This window comes from Actinomycetospora succinea (genome assembly GCF_004363095.1).
GTDB lineage: Bacteria > Actinomycetota > Actinomycetes > Mycobacteriales > Pseudonocardiaceae > Actinomycetospora > Actinomycetospora succinea.
In genome coordinates, this window is record NZ_SNYO01000003.1 from 675,281 (window position 1) to 695,915 (window position 20,635).

The window sequence follows — 20,635 nt, forward strand, 5'->3', positions numbered from 1 at the left end:
GATGGCGCGCCGGTGATCGGTACGGCACGGTTCTCCACGTGATCGGGCGCCTGGTGGCGGTGGTGCTGCTCGCGGTCGTCGGCGTCTACGCCGTGATCCTGGAGGGGCCGCCCGACCCGGTGCCGGCGTCGGCGCCGCCGGGTGACTTCAGTGCCGAGCGGGCGGTCGCGACCGTGGACCAACTCGCCCGAGTTCCGCGGCCCATCGGCTCGCCCGCCTCGGATGCCGCCCGCGACGCGCTGGTCGGGCAGCTGGCCGCCGAGGGCCTGGCGTCGCGGGTCGAGGCGACGGCGTCGATCGCGGCCGAGGAGGGGCAGGCGCGAGCGGCGCGCGTGGAGAACGTCGTCGCCACCCTGCCGGGCACCGACCCCACGGGCCAGGTCGTGCTCATGGCGCACTACGACTCGGTGGCCGCCGGGCCGGGCGCCGCCGACGACATGTCCGGCGTCGCGACGATCCTCGAGACCGTGCGGGCCCTGCGTGCCGGCCCGCCGCTGCGCAACGACGTGACGGTCGTGCTCACCGACGGCGAGGAGGCGGGCCTGCACGGGGCGCGGGCGTGGGTGCGGGACCAGCTACCGCGCGACCGCCCGACCGTGGTCCTCAACTGGGAGGCGCGCGGCGTCTCCGGCCCGTCGATGCTGTTCCAGACCTCGCCGGGGAACGCCGGACTGGTCGACGCCTGGGCGCGCTCGGTGCCGGCGCCGCGCGGGGATTCGTCGCAGGTCGAGATCTACCGGTTCCTGCCCAACGACACCGACCTCTCGCCCGTGCTCGACGCGGGCCGACCGGGGATGAACTCGGCGTTCATCGGCGGCGCCGAGCAGTACCACACGCCCGGCGACGTGCCCCCGAACCTCAGCCCGGCCTCGGTGCAGAACCACGGCGGGAACGCGCTGGCGCTGACGCGGACGCTCGGGTCGTCCGACCTGGCGCCGCTGGACCCTGTCGCCTCGGGCGCGCCGGCCTCGGGCGACTCCACCTACTTCACCGTCCTCGGCCGCACCGTCACCTACGACAGCTGGTGGGCCTGGCCGGTCGCGGGGCTCGCGCTGCTGCTCGCTCTCGTCCTCGTGGTGGTGGCGCGGGTGCGGCGTCAGGCGACGATCTCCGGGGTCGTCGGCGGCTTCTTCGGCTACCTGCTCTCGCTGGTGCTCGGGCTCGCCGTGGGGATCGGGTTCTGGCAGGCGCTCGTGGCGATCCGCCCGTCGTACGCCGACACCGGCCCGTTCGTCGGCCGCCCGCTGATGTACGAGATCGCCGCAGGCCTCGCGGCGTTCGTCGTCGTGACCCTGATGGTCAGCCTGCTGCGGCGCCGGCCCGGCGGGATGGCGTTCGCGGCCGGGTCGCTGCTCGTGCTCGCGCTGCTGGCGATCGGGCTGGCGGTCGTCGCGCCGGGCTCGGTGTTCCTGCTGGCGTGGCCGGTCGTGGGGCTGGCTCTGGGGCTCACCGTCGTGGCGCTGGCGGGGGAGCGGCCGTGGCTCGCGGTGCCGTTCTTCGTGCTCGGCGCGGTGCCGGCGGTGGCGCTGCTGATCCCGTTCGCGGTGGCGTCCTACGGCGTCGCGGGGGTGTCCGACGGGCTGCCGGTCGCGCTGTTCGTGCTGGTGGGGGTGCCGATCGCCGCCGGGCTGTCCGCGTTGCCGCGGCCCGGTCAGGTGCGGGGGTACGCGCTGCCGATCATGGCCCTGGTCTGGGTGCTGATCCTCGCGGCCGGCGGGCTGTTCCTCGACCGCCCCGACGCCCGGACCCCGCAGGGCGCGAGCCTCGACTACGCGCTGGATGCGGACACGGGCGTCGCCCGCTGGGTCACCACCGACACCGCGCCGGCCGACTGGACGCGGTCGTACACGCCGGACGCGCCCGCTCAGCTCCCGGCGTTCGACGAACCCGTGAGCACCGGGCAGGCGCCTCCGTTGCCGGTGCCGGGCCCGGTCACCGTGGCGGCGCGGACCCCCGACGGCGTGCGCCTGCAGGTGTCGTCGCCCCGCGGCGCGCCGACGATCGCGGTGCGCTCCGACGTCCCGGCCTTTTCGGTCACGGTGTCCTACCCCGGGCGCCCACCGGTGTCGACGCCGCTCGCGGGTGGGCCGCTCCGGCTCCAGCTCGACGACGTGCCGCGCGAGGGGGCTCTCGTGGATCTGCAGCTGGCGGGCCCGGCGACCCTGCTCGTCGACGACCAGACCCTCGGGCTGGCCCAGGTCCCGACCTTCCGTCCCCGCCCGCCCGAGCTGCGCCAGGCGCGGGGCAACGAGAGCGACCGCGTCATCGTGACGCGGCGCGTCGACGTGCCCTGATCACCGCCGCTCCGGGCGCCCCTCGGCGTCGAAGCGGCGGCGGACGGTGAAGGCGCGCGACGTCGGTCCGTGGGCGCGCAGGTACGTCAGCCGCGCCAGTGCCTCGTCCGGCGTGGGCTCGTGTCCGTCGCGGACCCACCACAACGCCGTGGTCGGCCCCGTCGTGTGCCGGAACCACTCGCCGCGCCGGCGCACGAGCTGCCCGTGGGCGCTGCGGTAGACGAACCGGTGCAGCGACGGGTAGTCGGTCCAGACGCTCAGGTTCACGATCGTCTCGACGCGCGGCTGCACGTGCGCGTCGGGGTGACGCCACACGAAGCCGGGCGCTCGCTCCGCCAGCGTCCCGATCCGGTCGACCGCGGTCAGGAAGCCCGCGAGGCGCGCGTCGTCGAGCGGGAAGCGCAGCACGGCGGCGTTGACTTGGGCGAGCTGGGCCATGGGCTCATGGCACCCAGTGCGTGAGGTCGCGCCAGGTCAGGCGGGCCGGCTTGATCGCCCGCGGCTGGTCGGGCGCCGGGTGGCCGAGGCAGACGACCAGCTCCGCGACCCAGCCCTCGGGCAGGTCGAGCACGACGCCGACGGCCGCGCGGCTGAACGAGCTCACCGGCCCCGCGCCCAGCCCGACCGCCTGCGCGGCCAGCAGGAGCGTCGCCGTCGCGGTGCCGACGTCGATCCACGGGCCGTGGTTCTCCGGCGGGAAGCCGTACTCGGCGACGAGCGCGTGGTCGACGCAGACGGCGATCGCCGCCGTCGGCTTCGCGATCATGCCGGGGGAGACCATGCGCAGCACCCGCAGCGTGCCCGGGTCGGTCGTCGCGACGAAGCGCTGGAGATGGCGGTTGCCCGCGGTCGGCGCCCAGCGCACGGCGTCGAGGATCGTCTCGATCTGCTCGCGCGCCACCGGCTCGTCGGTCATCGCCCGTGTGACCCGCCGGCGGCGGATGGCAGCGAGAACAGGATCGAGCACGGGGTCGGTCACGGCGCGTACTTCGTCTTCAGGTGGGCGGCGACGGAGCGGCACACGCCGTCGAGCTGCTCGACGTACTGCTCGCGGTCTCCGCGGGGCACGGCGAGCAGGGGCATCTGGCTCAACGGACCGTCGAGGGCCTCGGCCGTTGCTTCCGTGGCCCGCGGCCCCATCGCCTCGGCCAGGCGGTGGGCCGCGGTGAGCAGGCGCATGGGCCCGTACTCGGCGGCCTCGTCGACCTGCGTGCGTGCGGCGGTGACCAGGTAGGCGAGCAGTTCGAGCGCGTCGTCCTCGTCGAGGACCCAGGGTGCGGACACCCCGCCATCCTGGCCTCAGGCGCGCTCGTCGGAGACGACCTCGTACCAACTCATCTCGCTCGGGCCCTCCTGCAGACCCTCCATGCGCTCGCGGGTCTCGAGGAACGCGTCGTCGGCGTGCCAGGCCTCCCAGGCCGCGCGGGTCGACCAGGTGCCGATCACCGTGCGCTCGTGCGGCGCGTCGAGCGGGATGACGAGCTGGTTGCCGATCCAGCCCTCCTTCCCGCGGGCGGTCTCGAGGCGGTCGCGCATCGCCGCGTCCCACTCCGGCTCGCGGCCAGGGGTGAGGGTGACGTGGGTGATGACGGTCATCATGGGCGCCCGGCTACCCCGGTGCGTCCGTGCTTCACGCCCTCGGGTGCGCCTTCTCCCCGACGGCGGCGCGCTCGGCGATCTGCGTGACGCGGTTGCGGCGCGTCGCCGGCCGCTTGGCCTCGACGACCCAGACGAGCATCGCGCGCCGCGCCGAGCGGGAGAACGCGTCCCAGTGCTCGCGGGCGCCGGGGTGGGCGTCGAAGGCCTCGGCGAGGTCGGGCGGGACGACCAGGTTCTCGACGTCGTCGAGCATCGTCCAGCTGCCGTCGGCCTTCGCGGCGTCGATCAGCGCGCGGCCGGGTGCGGCCATCAGGCCGGCGGCTTCCAAGCGCTCGATGCGCTGCTTGTTCGAGCGTGCCCAGCCGCTGCCGCGGCGGCGGGGGCTGAACCACATCGCGGTCCGCTCGTCGTCGAGCGAGCGCGTGGTGCTGTCGATCCAGCCGAAGCACAGGGCGTGCTCGACGGACTCCTCGTAGCCGACGGTCGGGCGCCCGGTGCGGGCCTTCCAGGTGACGAGCCAGACGCCCTCGCCGCGGTCGTGGTGCTCGGCGAGCCAGGCCCGCCAGGCGTCGACGTCGTCGGGGTGGACGTGCTCGGCGTTCATCGGGCCGTCCTCGCCTCGAGCCGGTCGGCGACCATGCTCAACGGGATCGCCAGCGCCCAGCTGATCCGCGCCCACGTCGGCGACACGAACGCGAGCGGGATCGACGGCAGGAAGCCGACGACCAGCGCGGCGGTGCCCCAGTACTTCCCGTGACCCCAGCGGCGGGCCCAGCCCAGCTTGAGCAGGCCGTCCTTCTCCGCGACCCGCCACAGCGCGAGCGAGGTCAGCGACGTGCCCATGATCGAGCCGGCGTAGATGATCGTCGCGGCGATGCTGTCGCCGTCGCCGAGCAGCGCGGTGGGGAACGGGAGCATCACCACGAAGAACAGGAAGACGAGGTTGGCCACCAGCAGCCGCCTGCTCGCGCCGGTCAGGGCCGTGAGGTCGTCGTGGTGCAGGACCCAGAAGCCGCCGATGACCGCGAAGCTCACCACGAGGGCGAGGAACTGGTGGCCCAGGGCGAGCAGGTCGGCGACGACCTGCCCGTCCCGGACCTGCACGTCGGTCAGCGGCAGGATCAGGATCGTGATCGCGATGGCGAAGATGCCGTCGCTGAACGCCGAGACGCGCTCGAGGGTGGGCAGCGGCCGCTCGTCGTCCCCCTCCACCGCCGCCCCCCGTGGTGCTCAGCCCTGGATCTCGTAGGTCGGGGTGATGATCGCGCGCCCGATGCTGTGGAAGAAGAGGTTGAAGCCGAGGAACGCCGGCGTGGCGTCGGCGCCGACCCCGAGGTCCTCGACGTCGACGGCGTGCACGACGAAGAAGTAGCGGTGCGCGCCGTGGCCGGGCGGCGGCGCGGCACCGATGTAGCGCTTGGCGCCGGCGTCGTTGGCCAGCGTGATCGCGCCCTGCGGCAGCAGGCCCTTCTCGGGGTCGCCGGCGTCGGCGGGCAGGCTGGTCGTGGAGGCGGGGATGCCGGTGACCGCCCAGTGCCAGAACCCGCTGGCCGTCGGCGCGTCGGGGTCGTAGCAGGTCACGGCGTAGCTCTTGGTGCCCTCGGGGGCGCCGGACCACTCCAGCTGCGGCGTGACGTCCTCGCCCCCGGCGCCCATGATCCCGCTGACCTGCGCATTCGGGAGCGTCTGCCCGTCGCGGACGTCGGTGCTGGTGACGGTGAACGACGCGACGTCGGGCAGGAACTCGTAGGGGTCGGGCGGCTGGTGGGACACGGGAAAGGCCTCCTTCTCGAGATGCGGTCTGCCGCGCCAGGTACCCCGCTGCGCGGTCAGGTCACGCCCACTGGACGAGGAGCAGGTCGACGCGCTGTTGATCCTCGAGGATGAGGTAGGTGACCAGCCCGCCCACGCCGAAGGCCCGGGTCCGCATCGGACCCGCCGGGTTCGCGGCGGCGTACGGGTCGCTGTCCCATGGGGACGTCTCGAGCGCGTGGCAGAGGCGCACGAAGTTCGGGCCCCGCCTCGGCCGGCAACGCTTGGATCTGATCCTGCACAGGCCCGCGGCGGTCGAGCGCGTACACGGTCGGCGGTCAGAGCCGGCGCTCGGACACGTCCGTGGGTTCGTCGTCGGGCGGTGCCTCGCCGGTCAGCTGCGTGACGGCGTCGCGCACAACGCGGCGGTGCTCGTCGCGATCGCGAGTGATCCACGCCCGACGCCGCCAGTACTCGACGGTCTGGTGCACGACGGTCAGGTCGAGGTCGCGCGCCGCCTCGTCGAGGGCAGCCCGGAACGCGTGGTCGAACTCCTCCCGGTGCTCCGGATGGAGCGCCTCGTGCACCGCGCGCGGTGTGGCGCCGGCACGGGGAAGCGGCGGGAGCTCCTCCCGCGGCGGTGCCTCCGGCCTCGCGCTACTCATGAATCGACGATAGCGGGAGGGGCCGACAGCGTCCGGTGGTTCGCGTTGTCGGGTCAGATCGTCAGACCGCCGTCCACCGCGACCGTCGCGCCGGTCATGTAGGCGCTGTCGTCCGAGGCCAGGTAGACGACCGTCTTCGCGATCTCCGCCGGCGTCGCGTGCCGGGCGAGCGGGACGAGCTCGTCGAACGCCGCGGCCGCCTCCTGCTGGCCGAGGCCGGTCGCGCGCATCTCGATCGAGTCCTGGAACGGCGTCGACGTCGGCCCGGGGTGCAGGGAGTTGACGCGGATCTTCCGCGGCGTCAGCTCCTTCGCGGCCGCCTTCATCATCCCGACCTGCGCGTGCTTCGCAGCCACGTAGCCGCTGATGCCCGCGAACCCCATCAGGCCGACGACGCTCGAGGTGATGATGATGCTCGCGCCGGCGTCGAGGTGCGGCGAGGTGTGCTTGATCATGTGGAAGGCGCCGAGCGCGTGGATCTGCAGCGTGCGGGCGAACTCGTCGGACGGGTAATCCTCGATCGGCGCGACGGCGCCGGTGTTGCCGGCGTTGCTGAAGACAACGTCGAGGTGCCCGAACCGCTCGATCGCCTCGGCGACGGCGCTACGGACGGCGTCCTCGTCGGTGACGTCGGCCTGGGTGGACGCGGCCTTGTCGTCGCCGAGCTCGGCGACCGCCCGCTTCAGCGCCTCGGCGTCGAGACCGATCAGGTGCACCTGCGCGCCCTCGTCGACCATCGCGCTCGCCGAGGCCCGCCCGATCCCGCTCTCGCCACCGGTGATGATGGCGACCTTGCCGTCCAACCTCGCCATGACTGCCCCCTCCGTCCCGTGCGTCCTCGGGGGAGCCTCGTCGCCTGGCGAGTGGCGTGGGTCACAGTCACGGCACGGACTGATCGCTGCTCGGAGTGGCGGCTCCGGTCCGTCGCCGGGCGGGCGCACGCGGTGATCCCTAGCGTGATCCAGGTGCGTCTCGTCGCGGTCGTCCCGCACCACACGATCGCCGACGGTGAGTACGACGACCTGACGGTCGGCCGGTTCTCCGCTCTCGGCTTCGCGCTGCAGGTGCGGTCGACGGCCGCCACCGACGCGCGGTCGGGCGTCTCTCAGGAGGGCGGTCCGGTGCCGGTCACGACGGTGACGGGCACCGTGGTGGTGCCCAGCGAGGAGGCGCCGCCGATCCTGGCCGCCGGCGCGGTCCAGCCGCTGCTGGCGAGCGCGGACGAGACGTGGCCTGCTGACGCGCAGCTCGCCGTGACGGGGCAGCTGGTCGTGGAGCCGTACCTGTGGGCGGCCGACGGCATGCTCTGGCCGCTCGTGCCCGACGGCGTGCGGATGTGGTCGGTCGACGGCATCCGCCGGATCGGCCTGGATGGGATCGAGGACCTCACGACCCTGTCCGGCCCGACGGATCTGGACCACGGCTCGACCTACGTGCTGGAGCTCGTGGACGTCTGACGCCTACCCCTCTCGGGCGAGCACCCCTGAACGATCGAGGACGAGTTCGGTCTGCCCGGGCTTCGCGGTCCGCACCCCCTCATCGAGGTGGACGAGGAACAGGCGCCACGCCGCCTCGAGCGGGCCGACGGCGGGGAAGAGGAGCGCGGCGCCTGGTGCCATTCCTCGCAGGTGCTCGTCGAAGGTCGTGGGCGTGACGTGGAGCCGGAGCGCCGTCGGCAACGGCCGGTGATCGAACTCCGTCAGGGGCACGACTCCCTGGTCCTGGTCCTCCGACACCGCACCCTCGGCTGCCAGATAGCCGACGAGTTGGTCGTAGAACCCGGTGTGGGCTGACTCCACCCCGTCCTCCTCAGGCCGGTTCGCGCGTCGGGACTGATGGAACCGATGGGACGGCGGCGGAGTCCAACCCCGTGATGATGGTCCGTACCGCGGACCGCTTCTGCTCAGATCGTCGACGTCGGTAGCGCGGTGCGTCGATGCGTTCGCTCGGCGACCTCGAGCTGCCGGTGCACCTCGGCCGGGAGGTCGCGCCCGGCGAGAACCTGACGGTGAATGGCAGCCACGTCCCCCACCGCCCAGACCCGTGCGACCCCGATGAGGTGATCCAACTCGACGCTGGTGACCTCGTCGTCCTCGAGCGCCCACGCCAGTGCGTCGGCGTAGGCCGTCTCGCCGGCCGATGCCCAGGTCCGTACAGACGGCTCGGGCCGCGACGCCGGCCGTGTCCGCGTCATCGAGCGTCCCGTCGGAGCGAGCGCCGGCCAGTCGACGGGGAGGTGGCGCGTGGAGATGCCCAGCTCGGGAAGATCGTCGGCGTCCAGGGTGATGAGCTGCGCGCGGAAGAGCGCCGCGGTGGCGAGCGCGTCCTCACGGGCGCTGTGGGCGTTCTCGAGTTCGACACCGTGCGCGCCGCATGCGTCGGCCAGCGAGCGTCCCGCGTGCGGAGCCGTGCGGTCCGCGAGGGCCATCGTGCAGAGGCTGGGCACCGGAGGCAGCGGATGACCTGCGCGGTCGAACTCGGCATGCAGGAAACCCATGTCGAAGGGTGCGTTGTGTGCGACTACGACGCGGCCCTCCAGGCGCACAGCCACGTCGCCGGCCACGTCTGCGAAGGAGGGCGCTCCGACCACGTCGGTCATGTCCAGGCCGTGGATCCAGGTCGGGCCAACGTCACGTCCGGGGTCGAGGAGCGTGTGCCAGAAGTCCTCGACACTCCCGTCGGGACGGCAGGCCACGATCGCGATCTCGACGACGCGATGACCACGTGCGGACGCGAGACCCGTGGTCTCGACGTCAACGATCGCGAACGGCGTCGTGCCGAGCTCGACGAGCGGACCGAGGGCGGCCGGAGAGGGGCTCGTGAGGACAGGCACATCGCTCGTCGACGACGGCCTCGCGAGCGAGCGCGTCCCCCGCGATCGCAACCAGCGCCACGCACCGTCGACGTCGAGCGCGCGGGCCGCATAGGCCTGGTCGAGCAGTGTCGGTGAGAGCACCTCGTCCCACTTCTCCTCGCGCTTGACGGGCACGGTCGCGGCGAGGTCGAGGGGATCGGGCGGCGCGGACGCTGCCAACCGCTCCAGGACGCGAGCAACGATCTCCTCCGGCGCTCGCGCGACGATCGCAGGCCCCTCGCGGTCGGTCTCGATGCCGGCGTGGTGCATGGCGACGCGGACGGTGTCGAGCACCCGGTCACCCCGCCAGGGAAAGATCATGCTGCGTCGGCCCCACCCGACGATGTCGCGCCGGTGGAGTTCGAGTTGGGCGAACATCGCTCGGGCTTCGGCGAGCATCGTTCGGGCGCCCTCGTCGAGATAGGTGGGCACCACATCGCCGAGGCAGAGGCGCTCCATCTCTTGGCGCACGCGGTCGTGGATCCGCGCGGCTCCGGTGGGCGGGAAGTCGGGTGCGACCCCAGCCGCGTCAGCGACGACCTCGACTTCGCCGGCACCGAGATGCACCGCGATCACGCGCCAGCGGCGTCCGGCGAGGACCAGGCCGGCTCCGGGGAGCAACGTGTCGTCGGCGTCGATGGAGCCGATCTCCTGGCCCTGCGCAAGGACTCGGAAGACGTCGGGTGATTCGAAGGCGGCGAGGAAGGACCAGTCCTCTATCTCCCGCTCGCCGCGTTGCGCGGGCAGGAGCAGACCGTCGGAGGAACTCATGAGCAGATCGGCGTCGTGCATTGCGGCGAGCAAGCGCGTGAACGTCGTCGGGTCCACGGCGAACGGGCCTCGGGAGCAGAGCACTGACTCGGCCTGCGACGGATACACGCCGCCGTGCTGCGCGGTGAGGGACAGCACCTGCTGGACGAGGGTCGAGAGGTGCAGCCCTCCGGTCTCGGGCGGCTCGCACCAGTCGTGCGTCAGGAAGAGTTCGGTCATCGCCACCGTCTGGACGAGCTCGGCGCGCAGGGCGTCTTGTGGCTCGGTACCTGGTCCGAGCTTTGGCTCGGTGACATAGGTCCGCAGGACCGATCGCTCGCCGGGAAGCCGTCCTGAGCGGCCCCACCGTTGCCGCAGAGCGGCCACCGATGGCGGGCACCGGACCTGTGCGACCTCGCATACCTGACCGATGTCGATGCCCATTTCCAGGGTCGAGGTGCAGATCGCGGTGGCCGGCTCACTGCTCTTCAGCCGATCCTCGACGTCCTCCCGCTCGGCCTTCGCCAGGCTCCCGTGGTGCGCGAAGAACTCGTTGGGCACGCGGAGGCGGTCGCACTCCGCCCGGAGGCGGTCGGCGTAGGTCTCGACTTCCTTGCGGCGGTTCGCGAAGACGAGGTTCGTGTGGCCGCGCAGGGTGCGGAACAGCAAGTGCGACACCGCCGACGTCCCGCCGGCCTCTCGGTTGCTCAGGTGACCGCGCAGGACGGTCACTCGTTGCCTCGGCTGGTCGACGCCTTTGATCACCTTGACGCGCTCTCCGCGCCCGGGACGGAGGAACTCCGCGCCGATCGCGAGGTCCCCCACGGTGGCCGACAGCCCGATCCGTGGAACCCGTCGCCGGCACAGCAGGTCCAGGCGATGCAGGAGCGACGCGAGCTGAGCGCCGCGCGCCGAACCAGGGAAGGCGTGCAGCTCGTCCACCACGATGTAGCGCAGGGCGCCGAGCAGGCTCTTGACCGCATCACCGCGCAGGCACAGCAGACCCTCGACCGACTCCGGCGTGATGAACAGGACGCCGGCCCGATCCCGCCAGACACGCTTCTTGCGGCCGGCGGGGACGTCGCCGTGCCACGCGTGTACCGGGACGTCGATGTCGGCGCACATCTTCTCCAGGCGCTCGGTCTGGTCGTTGATCAGCGCCTTGAGCGGCGAGATCGCCAGGACCTCGACGCCGTCCGGCTTCTCGTTCCGATCACGGCTGTTCAAGAGGGCCGAGAGGATGGGCAAGAACGCGGCTTCGGTCTTGCCGCCGGCCGTCGACGCCGTGATGAGCACGTCGCTCGACGCGTCCATGATCGGCTCGACGGCGCGTGCCTGCGCGTCCTGCAGGCTCGTCCAACCCTTGCTGTGGACCCACTTCTGGACCGGACGCGCCAGGCGCTCGAACGCGCTGTCAGACAGAGACGAGGTCATCGTCGTCGTCCAGCGGCGCGAGGTCCGGGTTCTCCTCCGGCTGGACGGCGGTGTGGCCGAGCACCTCGCGCCAATCACGATCGGGGTGCTGCTCGAGCAGCGACAGCAGGTCGCAGAAGGCCTTGATCGTCGTACGCGGGGTGCGGAAGTACGCGTCCCCGATCTGTTGCCGGCAATGCGCCATGAACGCGTCGAGCGCCTCGTCGGGCACCAGGTACCTCGCTGAGTCGCCCGACGCGTAGACGTGCCGCAGGTTCTCGAGCAGCACGTGGAAATCCTCGGGCGTCAACTGGTCGAGACGCAGCACAGGGCCCGAGTAGTCGACGAGGCCGCCCGTGGCAAAGCGGTTCTCGGTGAGGCGGCTCGCGAGGGCGCCGTAGGAGTGGAGGCCGCGACGGGAGTCGGTGAGGAAGTCCGGGGTGCCGCCGAACAAGAAGCCGATGCCCTCTGCGCTGCCCTGGTGGCAGTCGTTGACGATCCGCAGAATCTGCTCGTAATTGGCCTCGCGGCTGCCCTTGTGGGCGATCTTGTAGAGGTTGACCATCTCGTCGAGGCAGATCAGGAGACCTTTGTAGCCTGCCAGTCGCACGAAGCGGGCGAGGAGCTTGAGCTGGTCGTAGAACGAGTCGTCGTCGACGATCGTCCGCACGCCGAGGTCGGCCCGCGCCTCGGTCTTCGTCGAGTACTCGCCGCGTAGCCAGCGCACGGCGTTCGCCTTGAGCGCGTCGTCGTCAGTGTCGTAGCCGCGCCAATACTTCTCGATGACGATCGCGAAGTCGTAGCCGCCGACGAGCTCCTGGAGGTCCTCGAGTCGTGTCTTGATCACACGGCTGGGGCTCGTGTCGTTCTTCTTCGCCTCATCCATGGCCTGAGTGACGAACCGCTCGACGACGCCGGCGAGTGCGCCTTCGGGCTTGGCCTGGGTGCCGGCGTTGCGCATCAGTTCGGTGTAGAGCCCGCGCGCCTGACCACCGCTGCTCGCCAGTCTCCGGCCGGGGTTGAGGTCGGCGTGCAGCGTCACGAGTTTGCGCTGCGCGGCGACCGCACGGATGAGGTTGAGGAAGAACGTCTTGCCCGAGCCGTAGTCGCCGATGATGAAGCGTGCGGCGGTCCCGCCCTCCGCGATGCGGTCGATGTCCCCGAGGAGCGCGTGGACCTCGTTGGCCCGGCCGACCTGGATCAAGTGCTGACCCGTCCGCGGCACCACCCCCGACCGCAAGGACTGGATCAGGGCGTTGCGTTCGCGAGGCTTGATCTTCGTCGTGCCTGCGGCGGTCATGCGCGCATCTCCTCGTAGATGTCCGAGTCGATGGTGACCGACTCGTCGTCGTGCACCTCGATCACGAGTTCGTCTGTGAGATCGAGGGCGGCTTCGTTGATCACGTCCAGAGCGCCGTCGGGGAGCACCCCGTGTCGGGCCGCGGCGCGCTCCAGCTCGGGTCGGGTCGTCTGGTCCCGGCTAGCGAGGTCGTGGAGCAGGGCGGAGTGGGCAGCGTCGAGGGTGGGGAGGGATGCGCCGGTGGGCGCGGCTTCGTCCTCGTGGACGTCATCGTCGGCGAAGATCGCGCCCAGCAGATCCTGCACCGCGCTGTTGGAGCGTTGAGTCTCGCGCAGGCGGCCTTCGTCGAGGTCGACGAGGCGGTCGGGTGCTTCCCCTGGCTGCTCGGGACTGAGGTCCGGTTGCGGCTCGGGCTCCGCGGTGGCCGGTGCGAAGACGAACAAGCTGTCGCTCGCGTGATCGCCGTCCTCGGCGGGCTGGAGTGTGAAGAGCTCCGTCGGGCCGCTGGGTGGCACGGTCAGGGTGGGGAGGGGGCCGAGCCGAGCGTCGACCTCTGCGACGTCGAGTCCGAGGAGGTCGTACACCGCCCGCACCGTGCGACGCTCCTCGTCGGTGACCACGCCGTCGACCTGCGCGACGTCGAGCAGGTACGACCCGACGCCGCGGCGCTGTTGCTCGGGCAGACCGACCACGCGGGACGCAATGTCGTCGAGGTCGAGCTCGCTGGTCGTGAGCATGAGCCGGTGCGCGTCGAGACGCACGCGTTCGGCGTCGGTCAACCCCTCGACCCGGCGGACCTGTTCGACGAGGAGCGCCTGCTCGACCTCGTCGACCGTGCCGTCGGCGGACGCGACAGCGGCACAGAGCTCGAGGGCGACGAGCGCAGCGGCGTAGGCCTCGGACGGGCTGGTGACGGGGACTCCGTCGTGGCGGAAGAGCACGGCCGGAGAGCGACGGCTGATGGGTCGGCCCCCGAAACGCACGTCCGGCTCGACCCCGAGGCCGTACCGGTCGAGAACCTGCGCGATCGCGACCGTGTCTCGGCGCTGTATGTCGTCCTGGCGCGCGGCGGTCTGCCACACCTCCAGGAGCGGGGCGCTGTCCGCGATCGCCGCCCGAGCTCCGGCGAGGACCGACGTCGCGTGGTCGATGAGTGCCTGCGCAGCGGCTTCCGGAGCCGAGCCGGCGAGCAGGGGCGCAGGGAGCACCGCGACCGCGTGCACCGAGCCGATCTCCTCGGGGTGGCTCGTCGCCCACCGCACGTACGGGGCCAGCTCCGACTCGACCTGGTCGCCGATCTCGGTGAACAGCCGCGCGGGCGCCGGCGTCAGGAAGACATCGGACGCGTCGTCGACGGTGAGCTCGAGCGGAGTCGGCAGGCTCGGGTTGGCAGGGACGTACTCGAGCGCGAGTCGGCGTCTGCGTGGCTTGGCGAGGAAGCCGTCGGGAAAGCGCTCGCCGAAGCGGTGGCGCCACAGCCGCGCGAACTCGTCGGGGGCGCGGCGCGCGGCCTCCCTCCGGGGCAGGTCCGGGTGGTACCACGCCCACGCCAGGGCCCACTCCGCGTCGATCGCCTCGGACGCGAGGGCGCGCCGGCCGAGCTCGACCTGGAGCGCTACGGGGACGGGCTGGTCGACGAGGGGCGGCGGGCTCGCGGGTCGACTGCGGTGGCCCAGCGCCTCCACGGTGCGGGCGACGTCCGGGTCGTCGCCGTAGACCTCGCCGAGCTCGACGGCCTCCCGTCGGAGCTCCGGATCGTCGTCCCCGTCGACCAGGATGCGGCGCTCGAGACCGTAGAGGTGAAGCAACGCCCACTCGGCCGGTGCCTGAGCCGCGCGGCGGCTCGTCCGGTGCCAGACCAGGAATGCGGCCCGCGCGGCCGGGGTCAGCTCGCCGTAATGGGGTGGCCGCGTGACCGACGATGCCTGCCAGTCGGGGGCGCGGAGATCAATGGGCAGACCGGGGTCGATGACCTCGGGCGTCGTGGCGGTGCCGGTGTAGACGCACTCGAGCGCCGCTCCGGCGACCATGACCGGCCCATTCACGCTGACCCACTCGCTCGCGGTCGCGCTGGCCGTCACACGCCCCCCTCAGCGGTCGCTTGGCTCTCCCGATCGTGAACCCCACGGTGCCTGATCACGATCGCCACCACCCGATCGGGTGGTGGTGGCGATCACGAGCGTGCTGCTCGCGGAGAGGTTCGGGGATCTCTGACGTTCCGTTACATGTCGCTGGTGACCGGATCGTCCACCTCTTGGCCTGACACAGGGCGCCGCAAGCGGATCTTCCGCTGCCATCATGGTGAGGTTGGAGCAGGGCAGCTGCCACCCCGTGGCTCGACGTGAGGAGGCGCATCAAGCACCGCGCTGCCACGTGTCACCACCCCGACGATGCCGCCACGAACGCGCTCGGGAAGATCGGTCTGTGGCGGTCCAGCGGCTGAGAGGTCACGTCAAGTGACGGATGAAGTCAGGCCCGGACTGTACGAGTCCGTACGCACGCGGGGGCTCGACCGACGACTCCACGGACTCGCCGCGAACACGCAGACCTTCGCAGACATCAGCTCGGCCGCAGCGCCCGATGTGTTGGCGCGACACGTCGGAGACGCCGTCCGGCGAGTGCTCGCCGACGAACGCGACCCAGGAACCCGTCAGACACTGGTCAACCGGATCGTCGATCTCCTTGGCTCCTCAGAGGACGAAGTCGTTGGACTCGAACAGCTGCTCGCCGTCTCGGTGTCGCCCGGGGTCCGCCGACTCGTGCGGCCGACGACGCCGCTCGCCGAGACCGCCTTACTGACCAACACGGCGGACGAACCCACCCTTGCCGCCGAGTTGCGCTCGGAACTCGCAACCGCCGACCACGTCGATCTGCTCTGCGCGTTCATCCGATGGCACGGAGTTCGCGTGCTCGTCGATGAGCTCACCCTCCTCAAGGAACGCGGGGTTCCCTTCCGCGTGATCACGACGACATACCGAGGAGCCACAGAACGGCGTGCGGTCGACGAACTAGTTCGACGCTTCGGTGCTGATGTCCGGATCTGTTTCGAGGATCAATCGACGAAGCTCCACGCCAAGGCCTGGCTCTTTCGTCGTGACAGTGGATTCGACACCGGATATGTAGGGAGTTCGAATCTCTCGAAGTCGGCCCTCGTGGACGGACTCGAGTGGAACGTGCGTATCTCCTCAGTCGCTACGCCGACTCTGGTGCGGAAATTCGAGGCCACCTTCGAGACGTACTGGAACAGTCGCGACTTCAGGGTCTACGACCCTGAACGTGATGCCGCGACGCTGGATGCTGCACTGAACGCCGAGTCCGGCTCGGGTTCGCCGACGATCATGCTCTCGGGGCTCGAGGTGCGCCCCCGGCCGCACCAAGAGCGCATTCTCGAGGCTCTGGACTCGGAGCGGCTCGTCCATGGTCGTTACCGCAACCTGGTGGTAGCCGCGACTGGGACAGGAAAGACCGTCGTCGCAGCGCTCGACTACCGCAGACTCGGCGGCTCCCTACTCTTCGTCGCGCATCGGCGCGAGATCCTGGAACAGGCGCTCCGGACCTACCGCGAGGTGCTGGGGGACGGAACGTTCGGTCAGCTCATGGTCGGAGGCGAGGTGCCGACCGACAGCAGGCACGTCTTCGCGTCCATCCAATCGCTGCGCGGCCTCGTCGACCTTCCCGCCTATGACGTTGTCGTGATCGACGAGTTCCATCACGCAGAGGCGGCGAGTTATCGCACCCTCCTGGCTCGGCTCGACGCGCGGGAGCTGCTCGGTTTGACCGCTACCCCGGAACGGGCCGACGGTGTCGATGTCCGCGAGGAGTTCTTCGACGGGCGGACAGCTGTCGAGTTGGGGCTCGTGGACTCGCTCGAGCAAGACTTGCTATGCCCTTTCCACTACTTCGGGGTCTCCGACAACACCGACCTCACGGAGTTGGAGTGGTCGCGAGGTGCTTACGATGCCTCTGGATTGTCCAATCTCTACACGGGGAACGACGCCCGCACGCTGCTGGTACTTCGCGCTCTCCGTGACCGCGTGACGGATGTCGGTCGCATGCGCGCTCTTGGATTCTGCGTGTCGGTCGAGCACGCCGAATACATGGCTCGCAAGTTCAGTGAGGCCAACATTCCTGCTCGAGTGGTTACGGGTGAGACTCGCCCCCACGAGCGTTCCGCTGCGGCGGCGGACCTGCGTACCGGGACCGTCAAGTGCTTGTTCACGGTCGACCTCTTCAACGAAGGCGTCGACCTACCGACCGTGGACACCCTCCTCCTGCTGCGCCCGACGCAAAGCGCGACGATCTTCCTTCAGCAACTCGGCAGGGGGCTGCGACGCGCCCCGGGGAAGGCCGTGCTGACTGTCCTCGACTTCATCGGCCAGCACCGTCGCGAGTACCGGTTCGACGCTCGTTACCGCGCCCTGACAGGATCTACTCGTCAGCAACTCCTCCGAGACATTGAGCAAGGGTTTCCCTACCTGCCTGCAGGTTCTCAACTGGTGTTGGACCGTGTCGCCCGAGAGGTCGTGCTCGCCAACGTCCGCCAGGGGCTGACTGGGCGCCATGCCGCGCTGGTCGCGGACGTGCGATCCCATGGCGACTTGACGCTGCGCGGTTACCTCAGTCGTTCCGGGCGTGAACTCTCCGAGGTCTACGCACGGGCCGGCTCGAGCTGGACCCGGGTACGGCGAGAAGCAGGCTTCGCCACCCTGCCCTCGGGTCCGGGTGAGGACGCACTGCTGAAGCGGATTCGCTCCTTCTCCCACGTTGACGATCCCGCTCGAGCCGAGCTCTACACGAGGTTGCTCGCGGCCGATGGCCCCGATTACGAGGAGCTCGCCGAGAGCGATCAGGTCTTCGCACGCATGCTCGTCTACAACGTATGGTCGAACCGAGTTGGCTTATCGTCCTTCCAGGACGGACTCGATGCGCTGCGATCCTGCCCTGCTGTCGGCGCGGAGCTGGCGGAGCTCATGGCGATCACAGCCGACCGCGCCCGTCACGTGCCCGTCCCAGTGGGGGTGGAAGGCGTCTCCTTGCTGTCCCACGCGTCGTATCGCCGCGAAGAGATTCTCACGGGGATCGGATGGTCGACATGGGACCGCAAGCCCCACGGGCAGGCGGGTGGCGTTGTCTACTCCGAGGCCACGAACGTCGATGCGCTCCTGGTGACATTGCGAAAGGAAGACCGGGACTTCGCACCATCGACACGCTACCGCGACTACCCGATCTCGGCCGATCTCTTTCACTGGGAGTCGCAGAACAGCACGACAGTCGATTCGGCGCCCGGCCAGCGCTACACACAGGGGACGAGCAGGGTCCTCCTCTTCGTGCGCGTCACGCGAGAAGACGAGCTCGGGTCGGCGCCCTATCTGTGCCTGGGCGAGGTGTTCCACGTGCAGCACCAGGGCGAGCGGCCGATCAGCATCACGTGGCGGTTGAACCGTCCGATGCCACAAGATCTCTTGAGTCAGGGTTCGGTCGAGGCGGGGTAGAGCTCGGTCGGCCCGGCATCGACGGTTGCGATGTCCCGCGACGACCTCGAAGAATTCCCCCGCAGGTCGTCGCCGACCGCCACCTCGCCGGGCGCCAGCACCGTGTACTTCGCGCCGAAGACGACGCCGTTGTCCGTGAGTCGGTAGCTCGCGAGGGTCTCGAGCGGTTCGGGGCCGGCGCGAGCTCCCGTCTGCTCGTCGACGGTCACGACGGCGCAGCGCACGGCCTGCTTCGAGAACGCCAGGTGCGCGGTGCCGAGCAGCACGCGGTCGAGGTCGTCCTCGGCGTGGGCGGCGCAGCTGGTGAGGACGACGTTGGCGCGGAAGCGTTCGAGGGGGATCGGCTCGCCGGTGCGTTCCGCGGCGCGGTCGGAGAGGTCGTCGGCGGCCGCGCGCGAGAGCAGGAGGAGTGAGCCGCTGTCGGCCCAGCCGGAGAGGCCGGGGACGAGGCCGTCGGTGGGGCGGTGGTGCTCGGGCGTGACGCCGACGAGGCGGGACTCGGTGCCGAGCACGTCGGAGAACCAGGCGGCGGCCTCGTCGCCCTGGTCGACAGCCGGGTGCGACTTGCTGAAGATCTCGACCTGGCGCCGCGGCCCGTCGTCGACCACATCAAGGGTGCAGGTCGAGCGGCCGTCGGCGGACAGCGTCAGGGTCGAGCCCTCGAGGTGCGGCTGCACCGTCGCCAGCAGGGGATGCCGTCGCTGCGTCTTGAACCGCCCGTCGGGCGCGACGACCATGAACCGCCGGTCGCCGGCGAGTCCGGTCGTCGTGACCTCGCGGCGTTCGACCGCCATCCCGGCACAGCCCTTGATCGGGAAGACGGTGAGGGACGCGACGCGTGCCACTGCCTCAGCCATGACGTCCAGCCTGGCACGCCACCGCTGTCGATCCCCTGCTCGCAGGCTGTTCCGGGGGCCGCCCGGCGGTACGCCTGGCCAAGCTCGTCGAGGACCTCGACCGGCGGGTGGTCACCCGCGAGGCCGACGTGCGCGACCTCGGCGCCCTGCAGGCGGCGGTCGAGGAGGGTGTCGCCGAGCTCGGGCACCTCGACGTCGTCTGCGCCAACGCGGGCATCGCGAGCTTCGCGCCCGGCTCGGAGCTCTCCGAGAGTCCTTCCAGGAGATGATCGACGTCAACCTCACCGGGGTGTGGAAGACGCTGCGGGCCACCGTGCCGACCATGATCGAGCAGGGGACCGGCGGGTCGATCGTGCTGACCAGCTCGATCGCCGGGCTGCGCGCGTTCCCGAACCTCGCGCACTACACCGCCGCCAAGCACGGCGTCACCGGGCTGATGCGCACGTTCGCCGTCGAGCTCGCGCCGTACGACATCCGCGTCAACTCGGTGCACCCGACGACGGTGAGCACCGACATGATCCACAACGAGTCGATCTACGAGCTCTTCCTCGGCGTGCAGGGCGCCACGTACGCGGACGCGCAGGTTGGCATGACCACGCTCAACGCGATGAAGGTCCCGTGGGTGGAGGCCGTCGACATCAGCAATGCCGTGCTCTGGCTCGCCTCCGACGAGGCCCGCTACGTCACCGGCACGACGCAGATCATCGACGCCGGCGCGCTGCAGCCGTTCAAGATCCCGCACGAGGCCTGACGGTCAGAGCTCCTGGAACGGGTCGACAGGTCGGCCGCGCCAGACGAGGTCGTCGTCCAGCTCACGGAGGAACGCCTGCGCCAGCTCGCACCAGCGCCGGGCGGGTACGGCCGTTGCCTCCTCGAGCTGGGCGCATGCCGACGTCAGGTCCCAGTCGTCGTCGCAGAGCTGCGGGACGAACGCGTCGCGCGACGGGGACCACCGCGCGATGCGGCTCCCGCGACGGGCGGCGCTGCGGCGCTGCGGCGCAGGATGTCGTCGAGCCGTGGGGTGCGGCGGACGGCGGGGTAGCGCGCGGCCCACGGCCACGGCTCGAGCGCGCGAAGCAGGGCGGTGTCGAGCGCCGCGGTGGCGCCGATCGCGTGGACGCCGGCGACGAGGCAGCCGACGGCGAGGCCCTCGCCGATCTCGGTCTCCTGCCGGGTTCTCGTCAGGGCCGCGGGCACCGAGCCATGATCTCGTAAGGTCAGGCGGGCACCTGATCGGCCGCGACGGCGCGCACGCCGCCGTCGACGAGCACGAGGTGGTCCTTGCCCGGCTCGCGGACGAGGATCGCCTCCTCGATCTGCGCGAGCAGCGACTGCAGCGAGGCGGCCTCGGCCTCGTCGAGCGCCTCGGGGTCGTCGTCGAGCGACGGGCGGGCGCTGGGGGCGACGCCGTGGTCGTCGCAGACGTGCTGCGCGAGCCGCTGCGGGCAGACGTGCAGGCGCACGGCGGGGTCGACGGGCTCGCCGTCGAGGTCGGTCAGGTCGACGGTGCCGCGGCCCTCTGACGGCGTGCCGTCCAGGTTGGCGCGGAAGCCGAGGGCGGAGAGGAAGCGGTCGTAGCGTTCCTGGTCATCCATCGCGTACCTCCGTTGGTCGGGTTCTCGATGGTGCGAGGAGTGTGCCCGGCCCTGCCAGATCGGA

The 20,635-nt window shown here is 71.0% G+C and carries 19 protein-coding genes and 1 pseudogene; 4 read left to right on the forward strand and 16 right to left on the reverse strand.

Translation table 11 applies throughout. The features are described 5' to 3' along the window. Positions 1 to 38: 38 nt before the first annotated feature. Complete coding sequence (locus tag EV188_RS14460) at positions 39 to 2,294, forward strand: M20/M25/M40 family metallo-hydrolase (protein WP_133826936.1); 2,256 nt, start codon at positions 39 to 41, stop codon at positions 2,292 to 2,294. On the opposite strand, the gene EV188_RS14465 is transcribed toward EV188_RS14460, so the two are convergent. The 9 genes from EV188_RS14465 to EV188_RS14505 all read right to left on the reverse strand — a co-directional run bounded on the left by EV188_RS14465 (position 2,295) and on the right by EV188_RS14505 (position 7,122). Then, positions 2,295 to 2,732, reverse strand: coding sequence for a DUF3291 domain-containing protein (locus EV188_RS14465; protein WP_133826937.1), 438 nt, complete (start codon positions 2,730 to 2,732; stop codon positions 2,295 to 2,297). It abuts the gene before it with no gap. A 4-nt stretch (positions 2,733 to 2,736) separates the two neighbouring features. After that, a complete protein-coding gene (locus tag EV188_RS14470; RefSeq protein ID WP_341770760.1) occupies positions 2,737 to 3,315 on the reverse strand; it encodes a nitroreductase family protein in 579 nt (192 codons plus the stop codon). Then, positions 3,270 to 3,578 carry a DUF6092 family protein gene (locus EV188_RS14475; protein ID WP_133826939.1) on the reverse strand — a complete coding sequence of 103 codons (309 nt, stop codon included), beginning with the start codon at positions 3,576 to 3,578 and terminating at the stop codon, positions 3,270 to 3,272. The genes EV188_RS14470 and EV188_RS14475 overlap by 46 nt, the downstream gene beginning before the upstream one ends. 15 nt (positions 3,579 to 3,593) lie before the next feature. Then, the gene (locus EV188_RS14480; RefSeq protein WP_133826940.1) at positions 3,594 to 3,893 is read right to left on the reverse strand and encodes an antibiotic biosynthesis monooxygenase family protein; all 300 of its coding nucleotides are present in this window, start codon (positions 3,891 to 3,893) and stop codon (positions 3,594 to 3,596) included. Between the two features lie 31 nt (positions 3,894 to 3,924). Beyond that, positions 3,925 to 4,497, reverse strand: coding sequence for a YdeI/OmpD-associated family protein (locus EV188_RS14485; RefSeq protein ID WP_133826941.1), 573 nt, complete (start codon positions 4,495 to 4,497; stop codon positions 3,925 to 3,927). Continuing rightward, complete coding sequence (locus EV188_RS14490) at positions 4,494 to 5,105, reverse strand: TMEM175 family protein (protein WP_133826942.1); 612 nt, start codon at positions 5,103 to 5,105, stop codon at positions 4,494 to 4,496. Before EV188_RS14490 ends, EV188_RS14485 begins: the two co-directional genes overlap by 4 nt. Before the next feature lie 18 nt (positions 5,106 to 5,123). Continuing rightward, positions 5,124 to 5,666 (reverse strand): YbhB/YbcL family Raf kinase inhibitor-like protein, encoded by a 543-nt coding sequence (locus EV188_RS14495; protein ID WP_133826943.1) that lies wholly within the window; start codon positions 5,664 to 5,666, stop codon positions 5,124 to 5,126. A 317-nt stretch (positions 5,667 to 5,983) separates the two neighbouring features. After that, positions 5,984 to 6,310 (reverse strand): DUF6247 family protein, encoded by a 327-nt coding sequence (locus tag EV188_RS14500; protein WP_133826944.1) that lies wholly within the window; start codon positions 6,308 to 6,310, stop codon positions 5,984 to 5,986. 53 nt (positions 6,311 to 6,363) lie between these two features. Then, positions 6,364 to 7,122: an SDR family NAD(P)-dependent oxidoreductase gene (locus EV188_RS14505; protein WP_133826945.1), complete on the reverse strand. Its 759-nt coding sequence runs from the start codon at positions 7,120 to 7,122 to the stop codon at positions 6,364 to 6,366. A gap of 153 nt (positions 7,123 to 7,275) precedes the next feature. On the opposite strand from EV188_RS14505, the gene EV188_RS14510 reads away from it, so the two are divergent. Continuing rightward, positions 7,276 to 7,767 carry a hypothetical protein gene (locus EV188_RS14510; RefSeq protein ID WP_133826946.1) on the forward strand — a complete coding sequence of 164 codons (492 nt, stop codon included), beginning with the start codon at positions 7,276 to 7,278 and terminating at the stop codon, positions 7,765 to 7,767. 3 nt (positions 7,768 to 7,770) lie between these two features. Here the strand turns inward: EV188_RS14510 and EV188_RS14515 are convergent, their stop codons facing one another. From EV188_RS14515 to EV188_RS14530, 4 genes are all read right to left on the reverse strand, one after another. After that, positions 7,771 to 8,109 carry a hypothetical protein gene (locus EV188_RS14515; protein WP_133826947.1) on the reverse strand — a complete coding sequence of 113 codons (339 nt, stop codon included), beginning with the start codon at positions 8,107 to 8,109 and terminating at the stop codon, positions 7,771 to 7,773. Between the two features lie 104 nt (positions 8,110 to 8,213). After that, entirely contained in the window at positions 8,214 to 11,348 is a 3,135-nt protein-coding gene (locus tag EV188_RS14520) for a DEAD/DEAH box helicase (RefSeq protein WP_133826948.1), read from the reverse strand. Beyond that, positions 11,329 to 12,627: an ATP-binding protein gene (locus EV188_RS14525; RefSeq protein ID WP_133826949.1), complete on the reverse strand. Its 1,299-nt coding sequence runs from the start codon at positions 12,625 to 12,627 to the stop codon at positions 11,329 to 11,331. Before EV188_RS14525 ends, EV188_RS14520 begins: the two co-directional genes overlap by 20 nt. Further along, on the reverse strand, positions 12,624 to 14,708 hold the full coding sequence (locus EV188_RS14530) for a tellurite resistance TerB family protein (RefSeq protein WP_133826950.1): 2,085 nt from the start codon (positions 14,706 to 14,708) through the stop codon (positions 12,624 to 12,626). The genes EV188_RS14525 and EV188_RS14530 overlap by 4 nt, the downstream gene beginning before the upstream one ends. A 375-nt stretch (positions 14,709 to 15,083) precedes the next feature. Between EV188_RS14530 and EV188_RS14535 the strand changes: the two genes are divergently transcribed. Beyond that, positions 15,084 to 18,119 (forward strand): DEAD/DEAH box helicase, encoded by a 3,036-nt coding sequence (locus EV188_RS14535; RefSeq protein ID WP_243741690.1) that lies wholly within the window; start codon positions 15,084 to 15,086, stop codon positions 18,117 to 18,119. Here EV188_RS14535 and EV188_RS14540 read toward each other — a convergent pair. Then, on the reverse strand, positions 18,095 to 18,976 hold the full coding sequence (locus EV188_RS14540; protein WP_133826952.1) for an MOSC domain-containing protein: 882 nt from the start codon (positions 18,974 to 18,976) through the stop codon (positions 18,095 to 18,097). The genes EV188_RS14535 and EV188_RS14540 overlap by 25 nt on opposite strands. A gap of 107 nt (positions 18,977 to 19,083) precedes the next feature. Between EV188_RS14540 and EV188_RS14545 the strand changes: the two are divergent. Then, a pseudogene (locus EV188_RS14545) lies at positions 19,084 to 19,727 on the forward strand (mycofactocin-coupled SDR family oxidoreductase). 143 nt (positions 19,728 to 19,870) lie between these two features. Here EV188_RS14545 and EV188_RS14550 read toward each other — a convergent pair. Continuing rightward, the gene (locus EV188_RS14550; RefSeq protein ID WP_133826953.1) at positions 19,871 to 20,173 is read right to left on the reverse strand and encodes a hypothetical protein; all 303 of its coding nucleotides are present in this window, start codon (positions 20,171 to 20,173) and stop codon (positions 19,871 to 19,873) included. 20 nt (positions 20,174 to 20,193) lie between these two features. After that, positions 20,194 to 20,571 carry a hypothetical protein gene (locus EV188_RS14555; protein WP_133826954.1) on the reverse strand — a complete coding sequence of 126 codons (378 nt, stop codon included), beginning with the start codon at positions 20,569 to 20,571 and terminating at the stop codon, positions 20,194 to 20,196. Between the last annotated feature and the right edge of the window lie 64 nt (positions 20,572 to 20,635).